We start from the raw sequence: 15,591 nt of genomic DNA on the forward strand, positions 1-15,591 counted from the left end.
ACGGCCGTGGACTAGAGGCTCTCGTTCGTGGGTCGGCCGAAGAGGAGGTTCAGGAAGCTCTGGTCGTCCGTTTGGGTGAAGAGGCACACGTAGTCTCCGGGCGAGAGTGAGCTGTCGCGGCGTGGGGGGACCACGTCCGGGCCGCGCAGGATTAGGGTGACGACCGTGTTGTCCGGCAGCGGGAGATCGCGCACGTAGGCACCCGAGACGGCCGAGCGCGCGTCGAGGTTGTACCAGACGAACTCACCGGGGTACTCGCCGTGCGAGAACAGCTCGACGCTCGCGGGCGGCGCGGTGGGTCGCGGGTCGGCGAGGTCCGCCTTCTTGGCGAGCCACGCGACGGTCGAACCCGGAATGAAGTTGTTCACGAGGACGGCGAAGAACACCACGTCGAAGATGAGGTAGGCGTCCGGAACGCCGCGCAGGAGCGGGTAGGTCGCGAGGATGATCGGGACGGCGCCGCGCAGTCCGACCCAGGAGATGAAGAGCTTGTGCGGGAACGGCAGACGGATCGGGAGGAGGGTGATCAGGACCGCGGCGGGGCGCGCCACCAGCGCGAGCGCAAAGCCGACCGCGAGTCCGTCTTCCCAAACGGCTGCGAGTCGCGACGGGAACACGAGCAGCCCGAGCAGAAGGAACATCGTGATCTGCGCGAGCCACGCGAGGGCCTCATGGACGCGGCGAACGCCGGGTCGGTAAGGAAGAGGGCCATCGCCGAGAAGGATTCCCGCGATGTAGACGGAGAGGAATCCGCTCCCGCCGACGCTCGACGGCAGACCGTACGCGAGAAACGCGAAGGCGACCGTAAACGCGAGGTAGAGGCCGGGGGAGGGCAGTCGGATTCCGGCGAGCAGGAACTGTCCCCCGTACCCGATGGCGACGCCGCCGGCCGCTCCGATCACAAGCTGCTGTGCGAGGAAGAAGCCGGTCTCGCCGCCGAGTGTCGTCGTGCCCAGGATGATCTCGGTTCCGACCATCGTGAGGAGTACGGCCATCGGATCGTTCAGTCCGGACTCGACCTCGATGATCGGGCCCAGCTGGCCTCGCAGGTGGATGCCTCCCCCGCGAAGCACGGAGAAGACGGCCGCGGCGTCGGTCGAGGAGACCACGCATCCGGTGAGCACGGCAATCGGGACGGGCAGCCCGACCAGAATCCCGATGCCGGCCGTGATGCCCGCTGTGAGCACGACCCCGACCGTCGCGAGGAGGCCGGCGGGGGCCAGGGATCTTCGCAGGGCCGCGACGGGCGTGTTCAGCGCTCCGTCGAAGAGGATGAGGACCAGGGCGATCGTGCCGATCCGGTAGGCGTCGTCGTAGCTCTCGAATGGGATCCCGCCGAGGCCCTCGGATCCGGCCATCATCCCGACCACTAGGAAGAAGAGCAGGGACGGAATGCCGAGCCTGTGGGAGAGGGGGCTGGTGAGCGCCGCGGTGACCAAGAGGAGACCGCCTGCCGTCAAAAAGAGAGAGGTTTCGAGCGGTTCCATGGGCGCCTGGCGCGCAGTCGTATGATACCTGCGGGCCCGAAACCAGAACGACGCCCCATCAGATGCTGGGGCACCCACGCGTCCCTATGATTTGAGCCACTCATTCGGCCAAACTACATTTGTTAGGTTGGCCGGTTTCCCGAGGTTCGGTAAGATGACTTTCGTGGTTGCGGCCCGAAAGCCAATGAAGGGGATCAAGGACGTCTTTTACGAGACGCGGGTCCTCCTCGGCCGGGAGTACACTCTGCGGCGCTTTGTCGACGAGGTTCTCGGCAAATCCGTCGACCCCGTAATGCTCGGTTACATCGAGAAGGGGAAGCGGTTCCCCAGTGAGGCCCTGGTCCGACGCTTGGCCGTCATCCGCAAGGAGGATGCCCACGAGCTGCTCGCGATCTTGTGGCGCGACCGGATGATCCACGCCTTCGGTCGCGAACTGAAGAAGGTTCTCCAGACGCCGCGTGCGCCGACGGGCGTCGACGATGCCGACCTCGCCGTGCTTCTGAGTCAGGGCATTGCCGCGCTTCCGGACGACGGTACCTGGGTCGCGGCCGACGGGTGGCGCAAGACGCTCAAGGCGTCGCCCCGTCGCCGGCCTCGCGCGAAAGTCCCCGAAACCCTGGTGAAGCAGGTCGAGAAGGTCTTGAAGGAGCGCGACCTCATCGAGACCCGCAGCGGCAAGGTCCGAAAGAAGGCCCGTCACTTCATCGCCGAGGGCCAGGCGGAGAAGCAGGCTCTCGCGCTCGAGTTCTGCGCACTCTTCGCAAAGAGCATGCTCGACAAGCTCGCCCTCGTCGACAAGGACACGCACACCTACCTCCGGGACCACTACTTCCACATCGACGAAGCCCGCCTCCCGGAGTTCCAGGAACGCCTCGACCAAGCCGTCCGAGAGCTCGCCGAGGAGTTTGCCGGCGACGCGGACAACCCGTTCCTGAACGTTCTGATCAGCTCGACGACGATTTAGTGCGGCGCACTAGGTTTCACCGCGGCCCTCATCGGGGGCTCGGGTCCGCCTTGAGATTCAGCCCCGGTGGGCATAGATCGATCGCGTGCCGTTTCTCGGAATCGATCTCGGAACCTCGGGCGTAAAGACACTCCTGGTCGACGACGACCAGAACGTTCTGGCCGAGGCGACCGCGCCGCTCGACGTCAGCCGACCGCAGCCCCTTTGGTCCGAACAGGACCCGGCCGCCTGGTGGACGGCGACGGAAGCGAGTGTGGCCCAGATCCGTGGCTCGCACGCAAAGGAGCTCGCCGCCGTGCGAGGTATCGGTCTGTCGGGCCAGATGCACGGCGCGACCCTGCTCGACGACGGAGACGAAGTCCTTCGCCCGGCGATCCTCTGGAACGACGGGCGCAGTGCCGCGCAGTGTGCGGAGATCGAGAAGAGGGAGCGGCGGTCGCGCGAGATCAGTGGCAACCTCGCGATGCCCGGTTTCACCGCACCGAAGCTTCTATGGGTCGCGCAGAACGAACCGGACATCGCGAAGCGCGTCGCACGCGTTCTTCTTCCGAAAGACTACCTTCGTCTCTGCATGACCGGCGATCATGCCTCCGAGATGTCGGACTCGGCGGGTACGCTGTGGCTCGACGTCGCGAAGCGCGCGTGGTCGCCGGAACTCCTCGCCGCGACGAACCTCACCCAGGCCGCGATGCCCGAGCTCTTCGAGGGCTCCGCACCGACTGGGCAGCTTCGCCCCGAGGTCGCCGAGGCGTGGGGAGTCGACCCCGGCGTCGTCGTTGCCGGCGGGGGAGGGGACAACGCAGCAGGCGCGATCGGCGTCGGCGTGATCGACCAGGGCCAAGCCTTCTTGTCGCTCGGCACGTCGGGCGTCTACTTCGTCGCGGGCAGCAACTACGCCCCGAACCCGGAACGGGCCGTGCACGCATTCTGCCACTGCCTCCCGGGACGTTGGCATCAGATGGCGGTCATCCTGAGCGCCGCGAGCTGCCTCACGTGGGTCACCGCACTCACCGGTGCGAAAGACGAAGCCGCACTTCTCGCCGAAGTCGAGTCGGCCGATCGCGACTCTCGCGCCGTCTTCCTTCCGTACCTTTCCGGAGAACGCACGCCGCATAACGACCCTGAAGCCAAGGGCGTGTTCTTCGGGCTCACGCACGATACGTCGCGTGCCGATCTCGGCCGGGCCGTGCTCGAAGGCGTGGCGTTCGCTCTCGCCGACGGCCAGGATGCTCTCCTCGCCGCCGGCACGACGATCGATACGGTCACCGTGATCGGAGGCGGCGCGCGCAGCCATTTCTGGGGCCGAATTCTCGCAAGCGTACTCGGCCGTCCGCTTCGCTACGCCGCCGGCGGCGAGCTCGGGCCGGCCTTCGGGGCTGCGCGCCTCGGACGGCTCGCCGCGACCGGCGAAGAGCCGACCGCCGTCTGCCACGCACCCTCGGCCGACCATGAAGCGGCACCGGAGGCTGAGCTGGTTCAGCGCTACGCGGAACGACGCACTCTCTATGGGCGCCTCTACGATAGCCTGAAAGAATCCTTCGCAGCGCTCTGAGCTGAGCGTCCTCGTCCACAACTCCAGAGGAGTCAAGCATGTCTGCGCCGCTGTTCGATCAAGTCGAGAAGGTCACCTTCGAGGGCCCCCAGAGCGACAATCCGTTCGCCTATCGCCACTACGATCCGGATGCGCAGGTGCTCGGTAAGCGGATGGAAGAGCATGTGCGCTTCGCCGTCTGCTACTGGCACAACTTCGTCTTTCAGGGGCAGGACATGTTCGGCGGCGACACGTTCGACCGCCCCTGGACGGGCGACGGTGGCATGCCCGCGGCGCATCGAAAAGCCGAGGTCGCCTTCGAGCTGTTCGAGAAGCTCGGCGCTCCCTACTTCACCTTTCACGACCGCGACATTGCACCGGAAGGCGCCACGCTTTCCGAGACCAACGGCTTCGTCGACGAGATTGTCGCTGTCTTTGAGGAAGAGATGGCGCGCACCGGTGTGAAGCTGTTGTGGGGAACGGCGAACCTCTTCAGCAACCCGCGATTCGCCGCGGGTGCCGCCACGAACCCCGATCCCGAGGTCTTCGCGTACGGAGCCGCCCAGGTGAAGAAGGCGATGGACGTCACGCACGCTCTCGGAGGCGAGAATTACGTTCTCTGGGGCGGCCGCGAAGGGTACGACACTCTGCTGAACACCGACCTGCGTCAGGAGACCGAACAGTTCGGCCGCTTCATGCATCTGGCCGTCGAGCACAAACACAAGATTGGCTTCAAAGGGACGCTCCTCATTGAACCCAAACCGATGGAGCCGACGAAGCACCAGTACGATTCCGACTCGGCGGCCGTTCACGCGTTTTTGCGGCGCTTTGGACTCGAGCGCGAGATCGCTCTCAACATCGAGGTGAATCACGCGACGCTCGCCGGCAAGAGCTTCGAGCACGAGCTGGCGTACGCAGTCGCGAACGATCTCCTGGGCAGTGTCGACATGAATCGCGGCGACCCGCAGAACGGGTGGGATACCGACCAGTTCCCGAATAGCGCCGAGGACATGACGGTCGCGTTCACCGAGATCCTGCGCGGGGGCGGCCTCAAGACCGGCGGCTGCAACTTCGACGCGAAGCTTCGCCGTCAGAGCATCGATCCTCACGATCTGTTGCACGCTCACATCGGGGGCGTCGACACGCTGGCCCGTGGCCTCCTCCAGGCGGAGAAGCTGATCGAGGAAGGTCGCGTGGATGCGTTCCGCGAGGAGCGATACGCCGGCTGGAAGGAGCAGCTCGGCCGAGACATCCTTGCCGGGCGCAAGAGCCTCGACGACCTCTCCGCGCTCGTCCTGGACACCAACCTCGAGCCGAAGGCCGTTTCGGGCCGCCAGGAGATGCTAGAGAATCTCGTGAACCGGGTCCGCTGAGCCCGCGTGGTCGAACCCGGCAACGAATATCTGTGGTACCTCGCGTTCGCGCTGATCGGCGTTGTCGCCGGGTTCGTGAATACCCTCGCGGGGGGAGGCTCACTCCTAACGCTGCCGGTCCTGATGCTCGCGGGGTTGCCGCCGCACATTGCGAACGCGAGCAATCGGGTCGCCGTCTTTCTGCAGGGCGTTGCGGGAACAACGGCTTTCGACCGCGAAGGACGACTCGACCGCTCGAACGCGTTCGCGATCTCCGCTCCCACCTTGATCGGCTCGCTCGGCGGCGCGGTAACGGCCGCATACCTCCCGAACGACATCCTGAAGCCGGTGCTGCTAACTGCCATGATGACGATCGCGGTGGTCTTGTTGGTTCGCCCGACGCTCCTTGCGCCGCCGCCCGAGGGTACGCCACGAACGCTCAGTGAGGCGCCGATGGCGATCCCCGTCTTGGTCGCGGTGGGGTTCTACGGTGGATTCGCGCAAGCGGGTGTCGGCATCTTTCTTCTCGCCGCGTTCGGAGGAATGTTGCGCTACGACTTGGTCCGCGCGAACGCGCTGAAGCTGCTGGTGACGACGGCCTTCACCGGATTGGCGCTCCTCGTCTTCATCGGGGCGGGGCAGGTCCGATGGATTCCCGGTCTGGCCCTCGCGGTGGGTATGGTGACGGGCGCGCGGATCGCGGTTCGCTTCGCGATTTCGACGGGTCAGGAGACCTTGCGGAAATTCGTGCTCGGGGTGGCCATCGTGAGTTGCATCGCCGCCTGGGTGCGAGGGTAGCCGGCGACACCTACGGGAGCGAACTCTTTCACCCACCGGGTTGGTTCACCGCCGGGCTCGCGGACGAACTCCGATAGCCAGGGCGCCGGGTCCAGCGTGTCTACATCCATACCGAGCACTTGAAGGGTGAAGGAGTTCATCCACTGGCTATGCCCGGAATCACCAAGCGTCCGGCCACGTCATGACGAGCGGTCGCCGGGCCTACATGCCGCTCAACGTCGTCGTTGCTGCCTACGAAGCCGAAGCATCCATCCGAAACTGCGACGGCTTCGGCCCATGGCTGCTGCTCGTTGGCGGTGTAGATGTGGCCTCCGCAGAACACCCGCTGGGCCGGCGCTGTGGCGGTCGAGGCCGTGTTCTCCTTGTCGCCGCAGGCCGCAGCCACAAGGGCGAGCCTGATGCCCACGCAGAGGATTGTACTCGCTTGGAACATCGGCGCCTCTTTCCTGCGTGGGCGCTGCCTCGGCCCGACGTGGTTCGTGCGGGGTGGTCTATCCCTCTTCCGCCCACACCCGAAGCAGCTGGTGCGCGATCGCCATCTTCGGTGGCACCGCGAGTTTGTCCGTTGGGCGGCGGAGCGACTGGCGGGCCTCGTCGCGGGTGAACCAGAGGGCTTCCTCCAGCTCCGACGTGTCCACGGTGATGTCTTCGCTCGTTGCTTCGGCCATGCAGCCCATCATCAGCGAGGCGGGGAAGGGCCATGGCTGGGACGAGTGGTATCGGACGGCGCCGACCTCGATCCCGGCTTCTTCCATGACCTCTCGGCGGACGGTTTCCTCGAGCGTCTCGCCGGCTTCGACGAAGCCGGCAAGGGCGGAGAAGAACGGGCGGGGCCACGCCGGCTGGCGGCCGAGGAGGCAGCGGTCGTCCTTGTAGACCAGCATGATCGCGACGGGGTCGGTGCGCGGGAAGTGTTCGGTGTCGCAACTCGGGCACTGGCGGGCCCAGCCGCCGTCTTTCGCGTGCGTGGGCTGACCGCAGCCGGGGCAGAAGCCGTGGCGCGCATGCCAGTCGACCATGTGGCGGGCCTGGGCTGCGATCGAAGCGTCTTCGACCGAGAGTCGGGTGGCAATGGCGCGGAGGTCGGGGAACTCGGCGTCGCGCAGGCCGAGCTTCTCGCCCGGATGCTCTACGCCGGTGACGTCGACTGCGAACAGCATCTTATCGCCGCGCGACCCGAGGAAGATCGGCTCGCTTCCGGGGGCACGCAGGTCGAGGACATGCGAGCGGCACCAGGCGAGGCCCGGCGTCTCCTGCCCCTGAACGGCCGGCGCCAACTTCGAGACGGCGAGGAATCTCGTGGTCTTGGCTTCGAGTTGCGCGGCCATCCAGTCGGGATCGCGTCGGTGGCGGTCGAGACGGTCGAGTGGGCTTCCGGCAAAGGTATGCGGCTGAGTCACAATCGGAGGCTAGGCGACCGGGCCCCGGCGTTCAATGCGTCGGCCCGTGAAGCCCCGGCCGGGTCTGGTAGACCCTCCGGATGCGTTTCTGGTCGATCGTTCTCGTCGCAGGGCTTCTCTTCGGTTGTGCGAAGTCGGCTCCGCCCCTGCCTCCCGCGGATCATACCTACTCGACGAGGGGGATCGTGGAGCGCCTGCCGAGTCGGAGCGACGCTCACATCATCATCTTGCACGAGGAGCTTCCCAACTTCATCGGGATCGACGGCGACGCCGCCACGATGCAGTCGATGGCGATGCCGTTCGCGTTCAGCCCGGGCGTTTCGGCTGCCGGGGCGAAGGACGGCACCAAGGTGGCGTTCACGTTCGAAGTGCGTTGGACCGGTGCGGAGCCGCTGTTGATCACGAAGCTTGAAGTTCTCCCGGAGGACACGACGCTCGAACTCGAGGATTGAATTCCGTGCGCTGATCCCGGGTCAGGCGAGGGCAAGTCGGAGTCGTACCCGGGTTCCGCTCTCGCCGAGTGCCAGCGTCGAGACGAGCTGTCCGCCGATTCCATCGTGGACGTCTTGCATGATGCGTTCGCGCTCGGCCGCGATGGCCGACTCGCGCTCGAGGACCCGTAGGCGCTGGTAGTTTGACTCCAGGAGGTCGTGCTTGTGCTGGACGCGTCTCTGGAGTTCACGGTTCAGGGTCTCGGCCTCGGTGAGGCTACTGGTCAACGTCGCGAGGATCGTCCACCCCGTGAACAGCATGGCGACCGACGCGGCATAGGGGGCGAGTCAGAAGCCCGAGATCGGGCCGCCCCAGAACACGGAAGCGAGATTGTGGCCGGCGAATAGGGCGCCCACGATGGTCGCCGTGGTCAGGGTCTTCGGGTACGTGATGAGCCCCCGCGTCGTCGCGTGGTAGACGAGGAGCAGGATGTACCCGGCCACTGTGCCCGTGATGACCCGCCAGCTTATCCACGACGCGAAGGCATAGCGGGTGGGTCGCGCAGGAAACCCTGGGTGAGGACGACCGCCCAGAGGATGAAGGCTGCGGCGAACCACGGGTTCGCGCCTTCGTCGTCGTCGCGTACGAAGACGCCGAGGATGAGAAGCGCGACCGCTAAACACAGGGTCGCCACGATCTGCGGGACGAGAACCGTGAACGTCGATTGGGTTTCGAAGCTCGGTTGGAGGACCGCGTGGGGCCCGATGAGTACGGGGTCGAGGATGCCGGAGAACGCCGGCTCGACCACCAGGCGGATTCGTACCACGTTGCGGCCGGCCTGGAGCATGCCGGTCGGCACGTTGGAGAGCAGTGGGCGGTTTGCGTTTCGGCTGAGCGGCCGCTCCATGCTGCCACCGTCACCGATGAAGTAACCGTTGACGTGGGCCGGCGTTCATGGCGAGCCGCGCAAGGAACACCGCCCACAACTCGTCAGTTGCTTCGTCGAGATCCGGGGAGAGCTCGTAGGTCGCCTCTTGATGCTTCAGCCGCCGGTCCGGCCGCCAATAGTCCGGCAGTTCGGCCTTCTGCGGAACCTCATCCGCATACCGGATCGTACCCTCGTCGAGAGACACGACGGGGTCCGAACCGGACGGGGTGCATCCCGGGAGAGGGACCGCGACGGTCATCGCTAGGAGCAGCAGTAGTCGCATGGCGAATTGAAGGCTCTCATCTTGAACGAGCGGGCCCCCTTGGTCAGAGCGGCGCTCGGCGCTACTCTCGGACTCCTTGAGCGAAGAGAAGCCAGAACCGGTGGACATCCCCTACGCGCAGCTTTCGAAGGATGCGTTGCAGGGGCTGATCGAGGAATTCGTCACGCGGGACGGGACCGACTACGGGGTGAGCGAGCGCACTCTCGGATCCAAGATCGCCTCCGTCCACGGGCTGCTCGAGCGGGGGGAGGCGCGGGTGGTGTTCGACCCCGAGACCGGGACCGCGAACATCGTCGTCGCCGTTTGAACGGTCGTCTCAATTCCGGAAACGCCCGACTTTCGGCGGACGCGTCCCTTCCTTATGGTTGCTGGATACCCCAAGCGCCAAATTATTAAGGAGGTTCCAGAATGGGTGGTTTTCTCGAAGGAAAGGCGGTCGCCATCACCGGCTCGGGCCGGGGCATCGGACGTGCGATCGCGCTGGCCTGTGCGGCCGAGGGCGCGAAGGTCGTGGTCAATGACTACGGCGTCTCGATGGACGGCCAGGAGCCGACCAGCGAAATCGCCAACGAGGTTGTCGACGAGATCAAGTCGGCTGGCGGTGAGGCCGTTGCCAATGCGAACTCGGTTGCCGAGATGGAAGGCGGGGCGAGCATCGTGCAGTCGGCCGTCGACAACTTCGGTCGAATCGACGGTGTCGTCTGCGTCGCCGGCATCCTGCGCGAGCGGATGTTGTTCAACATGACCGAAGACGACTGGGATCCCGTCGTCGCCACCCACCTGAAGGGTCACTTCACGGTCTTCAAGGCGGCCTCGGCCATCATGCGCAAGCAGAAGAGCGGTACGCTCATCGGATTCACCTCCGGAGCGTTCGCCGGTTCGGTCGCGCAGGCGAACTATGCCTCGGCCAAGGGCGGCATCGTCTCGCTGGTGCGCAGCGCCGCGGTTGGCCTCCACAAGTATGGCGTCACGGCGAACTGCATCGCGCCGGTCGCGCGTACTCGCATGAGCGCCAACGTGCCGATGGAGATCGCCGGCATGGGCGACGCGGAAGATGTCGCGCCGATGGCGGTGTACCTCATGAGCGACAAGGCTCGTCACATCACGGGGCAGGTCTACACCGTCTCGGGTGGCAAGATTGCCGTCTGGAACCAGCCGGCCGAGCAGCGTTCAATGTTCAAGGACGGTCGCTGGTCTCCGGGCGAGATCGCCGAGCGGCTCGACGGACAAATCGGCGTCGAGAAGATGCCGATGATCGACCGGCTCGAGGCGATGGCCAAGGCGGCAGCCTCGGGCGACAAGCCGAACGGCTGAGAGCGCACCTCGCGAGCTCGCGAAGAAGGCCGCTCTCCTCGGAGGGCGGCCTTTTCTCGTTTCAGGATTCCCTGGGGTGCGGGGTCGGGGATGGACACGAACAACGTCGAACCCGACCCGGGTTCGCTCTGCACCCGCACCGTTGCCCCGAGCCTTCCCTCGACGAGAACCTGGACGGCGATCGCCGAGACTGTGCCGAAGTGCTCTATGACGGATCGTTCCGGCGCGGGGAAGTCGCGGGCCACGCCCTGGACCGGCTCGCCGCGCGATGAGCAACGACGCGATGAACGTACGTCCGGTCCGCTACCGCGGCCTCGCCGACGAGCGAGAGGACCTCGGGCAGGGCCTCTGTGGATTGGGCAGACTTCAGCATCGCGGCTGCACTGCGTGTGACGGCCAGAAGGGGACGATCTCCTGCTTCGTGCGGGCCTGGCATAGCTCGGTCGCCTATCCTGACGGCCCTGCCACGTCACGAGTCCGCCGTTGGTTGAGAGCGGGCGCCGCGGGAGCTACGAAAACTTATCGCGGTCGCGCTCCCTTGCACTCGGGCCCGTTCGCATCATGACCATGGGAACGAGGCAGGAACAGGAAGACGCGAGTACCGAGGTCACCGAAGTGGCGAAGGACGTCCTTCGGATGCAGTTGCCGATCTCGATGCCGGGACTGGGGCATGTCAACTGCTACGCCCTCATCGATGGGGACGGGGCGGCTGTCGTCGACCCGGGGCTGCCGACCCCGGGCTCGTTCGCGGCGCTGCAGGATCGCCTTCGTCAGGCCGGGCTCAAGGTCAAGAACATCCACACTGTCATCGTCACGCACTCGCACGCGGATCACTTCGGTGGGACGGGGCGGATCGTGAAGGAGTCGGGGGCGCGCGTCATCGCGCACCGCGCGTTCAGCTTCGGTGGCGCGCCCGCGGAACCCGAAGTCTCGGTCGACGACCTGCACGCGCATGGCCACAGCCACGGCGTGCAAGCCCCCGGTGTCGAGGAGTTCGGCAAGCGTTCGCCTATCGTGGTGAAGTCGTCCTCCAAGGGCTGGAAGGGCAAGACCCCGTGGGGTGGTGAGAAGCCGAAGCCGCCGCTCAAGATGCGGTTGCGTTGGCAGGCGATGCGTCTCGTCGGTCGCGCGATGTCGTTCCCGCCAATCACCGATCCGGTCGACCAAGGCGACGTCGTGAGGCTTGCCGGACGCGAGTGGTTCGTGCTGCACACGCCGGGTCACACCAACGACCACTTCTGCCTCCACAACGCGGAAGACGGGATGTTTCTCGCGGGCGATCACGTGTTGCCCACGATCACGCCTCACATCTCCGGACTGTCGATGGAGAAGGATCCGCTGGCCGCCTTCTTCGACTCGCTCGATCGTGCTGCCGCCTTGCCGCATGTCGACTTGGCCCTGCCGGCGCACGGGCATCCCTTCGACGATCTCGCCGCCCGTTGCGAAGCCATCAAGACGCACCACGACGAGCGTCTCGACAAAGTGAAGGCCATTGCGCGGGAACTCGGACCGGCCACCGTCCAGGCGTTCAGCCGAAAGCTGTTCCGCGAACGGAGCTGGGGTTCGATGGCGGAGAGCGAGACGTATGCTCACCTCGAGCACATTCGTCTCCTCGGCGACGCCGAGCGTCGGTCGAACGGCAGAGGCCAACTCCTCTACGAGATCTAGGAATCGATCGGGGCCGGTGATAGGTCGGGGCCATGGAACTTGGCCTCACGATCTTCTTCACCGATTCGTCGATTGGTCCGGTCGAGTTGGCACTCGCCGCCGAAGAGCGCGCGTTCGAATCGCTCTGGGTTGCCGAGCACTCGCACATCCCGACGAGCCGGGCGACGCCGTTTCCCGGCGGCGGCGATCTGCCGAAGATGTACTACGACGTGATGGATCCCTTCGTCACGTTGTCCGCTGCGGCCGCCGTGACGAAGAACCTGAAGATCGGGACGGGGATCTGCCTCGTGCCGCAGCGTGACCCGATTCAGACGGCCAAGAGCGTCGCGAGTCTCGATCAGATCTCGAAGGGGCGTTTCCTTTTCGGTGTGGGCGGTGGTTGGAACGTGGAGGAGGCGGCCAATCACGGGGCCAAGGATTTCAAGGGCCGCTGGAAGCTCATGCGCGAACGCATCGAGGCGATGAAGGCGATCTGGAAAACGAGCAAGGCGGAGTACCACGGCGACCTTGTCGACTTCGATCCCATCTACGCCTGGCCGAAGCCGGTTCAGAAGGGCGGTCCGCCCGTTCATGTTGCGGGCATGCATCCGCACGGACCGAAGCGTGCCGTTCGGTACGGTGACGGCTGGGTACCCATCAACCCCGGCCGCAAGGTCCTCGGTTCGCAGATCGCCGACTTCAAACAGATGTGCCGAGACGCCGGCCGCGAAGAGCTGCCCGTAACCCTCTTCGGTGCACCCGGGAAGGCGGAATCGCTGGCGGGTTCCCGGGACGTGGGCGTGTCGCGCGCGGTCTTTGCTCTGCCGCCCGCACCGCGGGACGAGATTTTGCCGCTGCTCGATCGCTTCGTACAGTTGCGCGACGAGATCGGCTGAACCGCGCGCAGATGTCCGCGACGGCCCCGCGGGAAGACCCGGTCCTGCAGGCACTCGCAGCCGAAGAGATGCGTGGTCTCGCTCTCGCCATGCGCGTCCGGTTGATTGGGCTCGCGATCATCGCGGGCTGGGTGACGATCTAGAACGCGTTTCCGGTCGGCCTCTGGTGCCTGTTCCTCATCGGATTGATCGCGCTGAGTGGCAGCGTGCCGCTATTCGTACAGCGCGGTCGCCTGGGCCTCGGCTGGCGTTACGTGCAGGCCGTCGTGGATGCCGCGACCGTGGTGATCGCCGTGTTGGTCGCCAATCCCTTCGACGCGCCCGTACTCCCTCCGCAGATACAGCTGCGCTTCTCGAATGAACTCTACCTCTGCGGACGAGTCGGCCTGTCGGCGCTGAGCTACGCACCGAGACTCGTTCTGTGGACCGGCTTGGTCGGCGCGGCCACATGGTCCCTTGCCGTGGCGTGGGTGATCTGGCTTCCGGAGACGACCCTGAGTCTCCCGGCAGAATAGTTCATGGGTCTGTCGTTGGCGGATCGGGTCGCGCGGGTGGCCGATCCGAACGTGGTCCTCATCCGCGCAACTACGCGAACGGCTTGTCGAGAGCCTTGCGCATCAGGTCTTGCACGTCGGAGGCGCCGAGGATCTGAGAGTAGCGTCGGTGCACCCACCAGCGCCCCTCTTGCTTCACGAGTTCCCAGTGGTTGACCGCCATGCGGATCATACGGATGTCGTCCCCGTCCTTGTGATAGATTCGGGTGTAGCCCGTCGCGGTCGCGTTGTTGCCGTCGACATTGACGACGGCCGGCCCGATGGTGTGGGCCGCGTTGGGGAGAAGCTTCTGGTGGGCCTCGGAGCGCACCATCTCACCGACGGCGCCGCGGCCGCGCATGACGAGGGTCTGACCTGGGTCGCCGTCTTTCGCGCCGATCGCGTGCACTTCGTACTGGGAGTCCTTGGTGAACAACTCCATGGCGGCTTCGGGCTCGCCGGCGTCCACGGCCAGGCCGTAGCGCACGATGAGGCGATGGATGGCCAACTCGTCCTGAACCCGGTCGACCCGCTCGGTCAGGGCTCGTACTTGATCTTCGATGGAATCGCTCATGCGGACGGAGCGCTACCATCCCTGGCGGAAGAAGACCACGAGCGGACTACCGCACCCAGGAGATCGTGCACGGGACGCGGCCGCGCGGGAGGTCGACCTCGAATTCGTCTTCGGCCCGGCGGCCGAGCAGCGCTTGCCCGAGCGGCGAAGCGGGCGACAGCGCCTGGATGACGCCAGTGCTGAACGGAAGCTTCTCGCCACCGCCTTGAGGCACGAGGAAGTGAACCGTCGTCGCACCGTCTTCGTCTTCCACTCCGACGAGGGCGCCGAGCGCGACCGGCGCAGCGGGCGGGAGTGCCGGCGGCGCGAACTCTGCGAGACCGATGATCGCGCTCTGCAGCTGGCCGACGCGATCGGCGAGGCCGCGCGCTAGATACGAGGCCTCGGTCGAGCGGGTGTCTTTCGGATGCTCCGAGCGCGCCTCCGCGTGGGCAGCCCCCGCCTGGGACGCCTGCTGTGACTCGGTCAGCGCCTCGAGTTGCGTTCGCACGCGGTCGCGCAGTGCGGCGACGATCTCCGCCTTCTCCGGTTGGGTGGTCACGTCAGTCGACGGGCTTGCGAAACTTGTAGACGAATCGGTCAGTGCTTCCACGGATCGTGGGATCGAAGACGTTCTTCGTGCGGTCGTCCTGTGGGTGGCTGAGCACGTCGCTTTCGGCCTCGAGGGTGAAGCCGGCGCCAAGGATCTCTTCCTTCACGATCGATGCATCGACCCGGTGGGTTGTGTTCACGTCGCGGTCCTTTGAGCCGCCCTCTGCGTGGTGGTCGATGACGGCGTAGATCCCGCCCGGCTTGAGGGCGTTCAGGATCTGTTCGTTCATCTTCTTGCGGTCCGTCTTTTGCCAATAGGTATCGTGGTAGAAGAGGACCATTACGACCGCGTCGAGCTCGCCGTCGGGCAGGTTCAGTGCGTCGAGTTCGCTGTTGAGGCGTTGGCAGTGTTTCAGGGCGGGCTGCCCGAGTCGCTTCTCCAGCGCGGGCTCCATGACGGTGCCGAACCGTCCCAGCACGTAAGCATTATTCTGGACGTAGACTTTGCCCGCGGGGCCCACGGCGCGACACAGAATGTCGGAGTAGTAACCGGATCCGGCGATGAGGTCGGCGACGTTCATCCCGGGCTCGATCCCCAGGAAGGTCAGCACCTCTGCGGGGCGTCGTCCGGGATCACGCGCGCGATCGGGCGCGGGGCGATCCTCGTGCGCGACGGCCGCGGCAATCGCGTCCGGGGTGGGGGCGCCGTCCTTGGCGAGGGTGGGGGACGAGCCGAAAGCAAACAGGGCGCATACGAGGAAGGCGATTTGCTTCATCCCCGCACCGTACCAACGATACGAACCGGCGTGAAGGCGTTCGGTGGTTTGGCAACGGGGGTCCACCGTTCAGGATGCGCCGCGAGATGACGCCCCGGGAATCAGTCGAGGCGCTCCGCGAGAGGATGGGACGGTCGATCGTCGG

Annotated in this window: 21 protein-coding genes; 11 read left to right on the plus strand and 10 right to left on the minus strand. The window is 65.8% G+C overall.

Features of this window, described 5'->3' with window-relative positions:
- Window positions 1-11 precede the first annotated feature (11 nt).
- The gene (locus P8R42_09805; GenBank protein MDG2304936.1) at window positions 12-1,487 is read right to left on the minus strand and encodes a potassium/proton antiporter; all 1,476 of its coding nucleotides are present in this window, start codon (window positions 1,485-1,487) and stop codon (window positions 12-14) included.
- Between the two features lie 154 nt (window positions 1,488-1,641).
- On the opposite strand from P8R42_09805, the gene P8R42_09810 reads away from it, so the two are divergent.
- The 4 genes from P8R42_09810 (at window position 1,642) to P8R42_09825 (ending at window position 6,132) form a co-directional block, all read left to right on the plus strand.
- The gene (locus P8R42_09810) at window positions 1,642-2,451 is read left to right on the plus strand and encodes a hypothetical protein (GenBank protein MDG2304937.1); all 810 of its coding nucleotides are present in this window, start codon (window positions 1,642-1,644) and stop codon (window positions 2,449-2,451) included.
- 85 nt (window positions 2,452-2,536) lie between these two features.
- A complete protein-coding gene (xylB, locus tag P8R42_09815; GenBank protein MDG2304938.1) occupies window positions 2,537-4,003 on the plus strand; it encodes a xylulokinase in 1,467 nt (488 codons plus the stop codon).
- Between the two features lie 38 nt (window positions 4,004-4,041).
- Window positions 4,042-5,355 carry a xylose isomerase gene (xylA, locus tag P8R42_09820; protein ID MDG2304939.1) on the plus strand — a complete coding sequence of 438 codons (1,314 nt, stop codon included), beginning with the start codon at window positions 4,042-4,044 and terminating at the stop codon, window positions 5,353-5,355.
- Between the two features lie 6 nt (window positions 5,356-5,361).
- The gene (locus P8R42_09825) at window positions 5,362-6,132 is read left to right on the plus strand and encodes a TSUP family transporter (protein ID MDG2304940.1); all 771 of its coding nucleotides are present in this window, start codon (window positions 5,362-5,364) and stop codon (window positions 6,130-6,132) included.
- A 136-nt stretch (window positions 6,133-6,268) separates the two neighbouring features.
- Here the strand turns inward: P8R42_09825 and P8R42_09830 are convergent, their stop codons facing one another.
- Together P8R42_09830 and nudC are read right to left on the minus strand one after the other, a co-directional pair.
- Window positions 6,269-6,565 carry a hypothetical protein gene (locus tag P8R42_09830; GenBank protein MDG2304941.1) on the minus strand — a complete coding sequence of 99 codons (297 nt, stop codon included), beginning with the start codon at window positions 6,563-6,565 and terminating at the stop codon, window positions 6,269-6,271.
- 58 nt (window positions 6,566-6,623) lie between these two features.
- The gene (nudC, locus tag P8R42_09835; GenBank protein ID MDG2304942.1) at window positions 6,624-7,532 is read right to left on the minus strand and encodes an NAD(+) diphosphatase; all 909 of its coding nucleotides are present in this window, start codon (window positions 7,530-7,532) and stop codon (window positions 6,624-6,626) included.
- Between the two features lie 80 nt (window positions 7,533-7,612).
- Between nudC and P8R42_09840 the strand changes: the two genes are divergently transcribed.
- Window positions 7,613-7,984 (plus strand): copper-binding protein, encoded by a 372-nt coding sequence (locus P8R42_09840; GenBank protein MDG2304943.1) that lies wholly within the window; start codon window positions 7,613-7,615, stop codon window positions 7,982-7,984.
- A 21-nt stretch (window positions 7,985-8,005) separates the two neighbouring features.
- Here P8R42_09840 and P8R42_09845 read toward each other — a convergent pair whose 3' ends face one another.
- Genes P8R42_09845 through P8R42_09860 form a run of 4 tightly spaced genes read right to left on the minus strand, consistent with a single transcriptional unit; the run spans window position 8,006 to window position 9,175 of the window.
- Window positions 8,006-8,284 carry a hypothetical protein gene (locus P8R42_09845; GenBank protein MDG2304944.1) on the minus strand — a complete coding sequence of 93 codons (279 nt, stop codon included), beginning with the start codon at window positions 8,282-8,284 and terminating at the stop codon, window positions 8,006-8,008.
- Between the two features lie 27 nt (window positions 8,285-8,311).
- The gene (locus P8R42_09850; protein MDG2304945.1) at window positions 8,312-8,467 is read right to left on the minus strand and encodes a hypothetical protein; all 156 of its coding nucleotides are present in this window, start codon (window positions 8,465-8,467) and stop codon (window positions 8,312-8,314) included.
- Window positions 8,468-8,490: 23 nt separating this feature from the next.
- Window positions 8,491-8,871, minus strand: coding sequence for a hypothetical protein (locus P8R42_09855; protein ID MDG2304946.1), 381 nt, complete (start codon window positions 8,869-8,871; stop codon window positions 8,491-8,493).
- Between the two features lie 10 nt (window positions 8,872-8,881).
- On the minus strand, window positions 8,882-9,175 hold the full coding sequence (locus P8R42_09860; protein ID MDG2304947.1) for a hypothetical protein: 294 nt from the start codon (window positions 9,173-9,175) through the stop codon (window positions 8,882-8,884).
- Between the two features lie 100 nt (window positions 9,176-9,275).
- On the opposite strand from P8R42_09860, the gene P8R42_09865 reads away from it, so the two are divergent.
- From P8R42_09865 to P8R42_09890, 6 genes are all read left to right on the plus strand, one after another.
- Window positions 9,276-9,482, plus strand: a complete 207-nt coding sequence (locus P8R42_09865) for a YheU family protein (GenBank protein ID MDG2304948.1) — start codon at window positions 9,276-9,278, stop codon at window positions 9,480-9,482.
- Between the two features lie 101 nt (window positions 9,483-9,583).
- Window positions 9,584-10,489 (plus strand): SDR family oxidoreductase, encoded by a 906-nt coding sequence (locus tag P8R42_09870; protein MDG2304949.1) that lies wholly within the window; start codon window positions 9,584-9,586, stop codon window positions 10,487-10,489.
- 567 nt (window positions 10,490-11,056) lie between these two features.
- Window positions 11,057-12,157, plus strand: coding sequence for an MBL fold metallo-hydrolase (locus P8R42_09875; GenBank protein MDG2304950.1), 1,101 nt, complete (start codon window positions 11,057-11,059; stop codon window positions 12,155-12,157).
- Between the two features lie 32 nt (window positions 12,158-12,189).
- On the plus strand, window positions 12,190-13,032 hold the full coding sequence (locus P8R42_09880; protein ID MDG2304951.1) for an LLM class F420-dependent oxidoreductase: 843 nt from the start codon (window positions 12,190-12,192) through the stop codon (window positions 13,030-13,032).
- An 11-nt stretch (window positions 13,033-13,043) separates the two neighbouring features.
- Entirely contained in the window at window positions 13,044-13,175 is a 132-nt protein-coding gene (locus P8R42_09885) for a hypothetical protein (protein MDG2304952.1), read from the plus strand.
- Window positions 13,176-13,238: 63 nt separating this feature from the next.
- On the plus strand, window positions 13,239-13,547 hold the full coding sequence (locus tag P8R42_09890) for a hypothetical protein (protein MDG2304953.1): 309 nt from the start codon (window positions 13,239-13,241) through the stop codon (window positions 13,545-13,547).
- Window positions 13,548-13,617: 70 nt separating this feature from the next.
- On the opposite strand, the gene P8R42_09895 is transcribed toward P8R42_09890, so the two are convergent.
- From P8R42_09895 to P8R42_09905, 3 genes are read right to left on the minus strand one after another with little or no spacing between them, the layout of a single operon-like run.
- Window positions 13,618-14,139 (minus strand): nuclear transport factor 2 family protein, encoded by a 522-nt coding sequence (locus P8R42_09895; GenBank protein ID MDG2304954.1) that lies wholly within the window; start codon window positions 14,137-14,139, stop codon window positions 13,618-13,620.
- Between the two features lie 46 nt (window positions 14,140-14,185).
- A complete protein-coding gene (locus P8R42_09900) occupies window positions 14,186-14,680 on the minus strand; it encodes a GreA/GreB family elongation factor (protein MDG2304955.1) in 495 nt (164 codons plus the stop codon).
- 1 nt (window position 14,681) lies between these two features.
- Window positions 14,682-15,446 (minus strand): methyltransferase domain-containing protein, encoded by a 765-nt coding sequence (locus tag P8R42_09905; GenBank protein ID MDG2304956.1) that lies wholly within the window; start codon window positions 15,444-15,446, stop codon window positions 14,682-14,684.
- Window positions 15,447-15,591 lie beyond the last annotated feature (145 nt).

It is taken from the genome of Candidatus Binatia bacterium (assembly GCA_029243485.1).
Lineage (GTDB): Bacteria > Desulfobacterota > Binatia > UBA12015 > UBA12015 > VGTG01.

Excerpts from the sequence above, each read along its gene's own strand:
- P8R42_09840 (MDG2304943.1), top strand. The coding sequence starts at position 7,613 with ATGCGTTTCTGGTCGATCGTTCTCGTCGCAGGGCTTCTCTTCGGTTGT.
- xylA (MDG2304939.1), top strand. The coding sequence starts at position 4,042 with ATGTCTGCGCCGCTGTTCGATCAAGTCGAGAAGGTCACCTTCGAGGGC.
- P8R42_09855 (MDG2304946.1), bottom strand. The coding sequence starts at position 8,871 with ATGGAGCGGCCGCTCAGCCGAAACGCAAACCGCCCACTGCTCTCCAAC.
- P8R42_09880 (MDG2304951.1), top strand. The coding sequence starts at position 12,190 with ATGGAACTTGGCCTCACGATCTTCTTCACCGATTCGTCGATTGGTCCG.
- P8R42_09830 (MDG2304941.1), bottom strand. The coding sequence starts at position 6,565 with ATGTTCCAAGCGAGTACAATCCTCTGCGTGGGCATCAGGCTCGCCCTT.
- P8R42_09870 (MDG2304949.1), top strand. The coding sequence starts at position 9,584 with ATGGGTGGTTTTCTCGAAGGAAAGGCGGTCGCCATCACCGGCTCGGGC.
- P8R42_09875 (MDG2304950.1), top strand. The coding sequence starts at position 11,057 with ATGGGAACGAGGCAGGAACAGGAAGACGCGAGTACCGAGGTCACCGAA.
- P8R42_09860 (MDG2304947.1), bottom strand. The coding sequence starts at position 9,175 with ATGCGACTACTGCTGCTCCTAGCGATGACCGTCGCGGTCCCTCTCCCG.
- P8R42_09810 (MDG2304937.1), top strand. The coding sequence starts at position 1,642 with ATGACTTTCGTGGTTGCGGCCCGAAAGCCAATGAAGGGGATCAAGGAC.
- P8R42_09895 (MDG2304954.1), bottom strand. The coding sequence starts at position 14,139 with ATGAGCGATTCCATCGAAGATCAAGTACGAGCCCTGACCGAGCGGGTC.
- P8R42_09885 (MDG2304952.1), top strand. The coding sequence starts at position 13,044 with ATGTCCGCGACGGCCCCGCGGGAAGACCCGGTCCTGCAGGCACTCGCA.
- P8R42_09905 (MDG2304956.1), bottom strand. The coding sequence starts at position 15,446 with ATGAAGCAAATCGCCTTCCTCGTATGCGCCCTGTTTGCTTTCGGCTCG.
- P8R42_09805 (MDG2304936.1), bottom strand. The coding sequence starts at position 1,487 with ATGGAACCGCTCGAAACCTCTCTCTTTTTGACGGCAGGCGGTCTCCTC.
- P8R42_09845 (MDG2304944.1), bottom strand. The coding sequence starts at position 8,284 with ATGCTGTTCACGGGGTGGACGATCCTCGCGACGTTGACCAGTAGCCTC.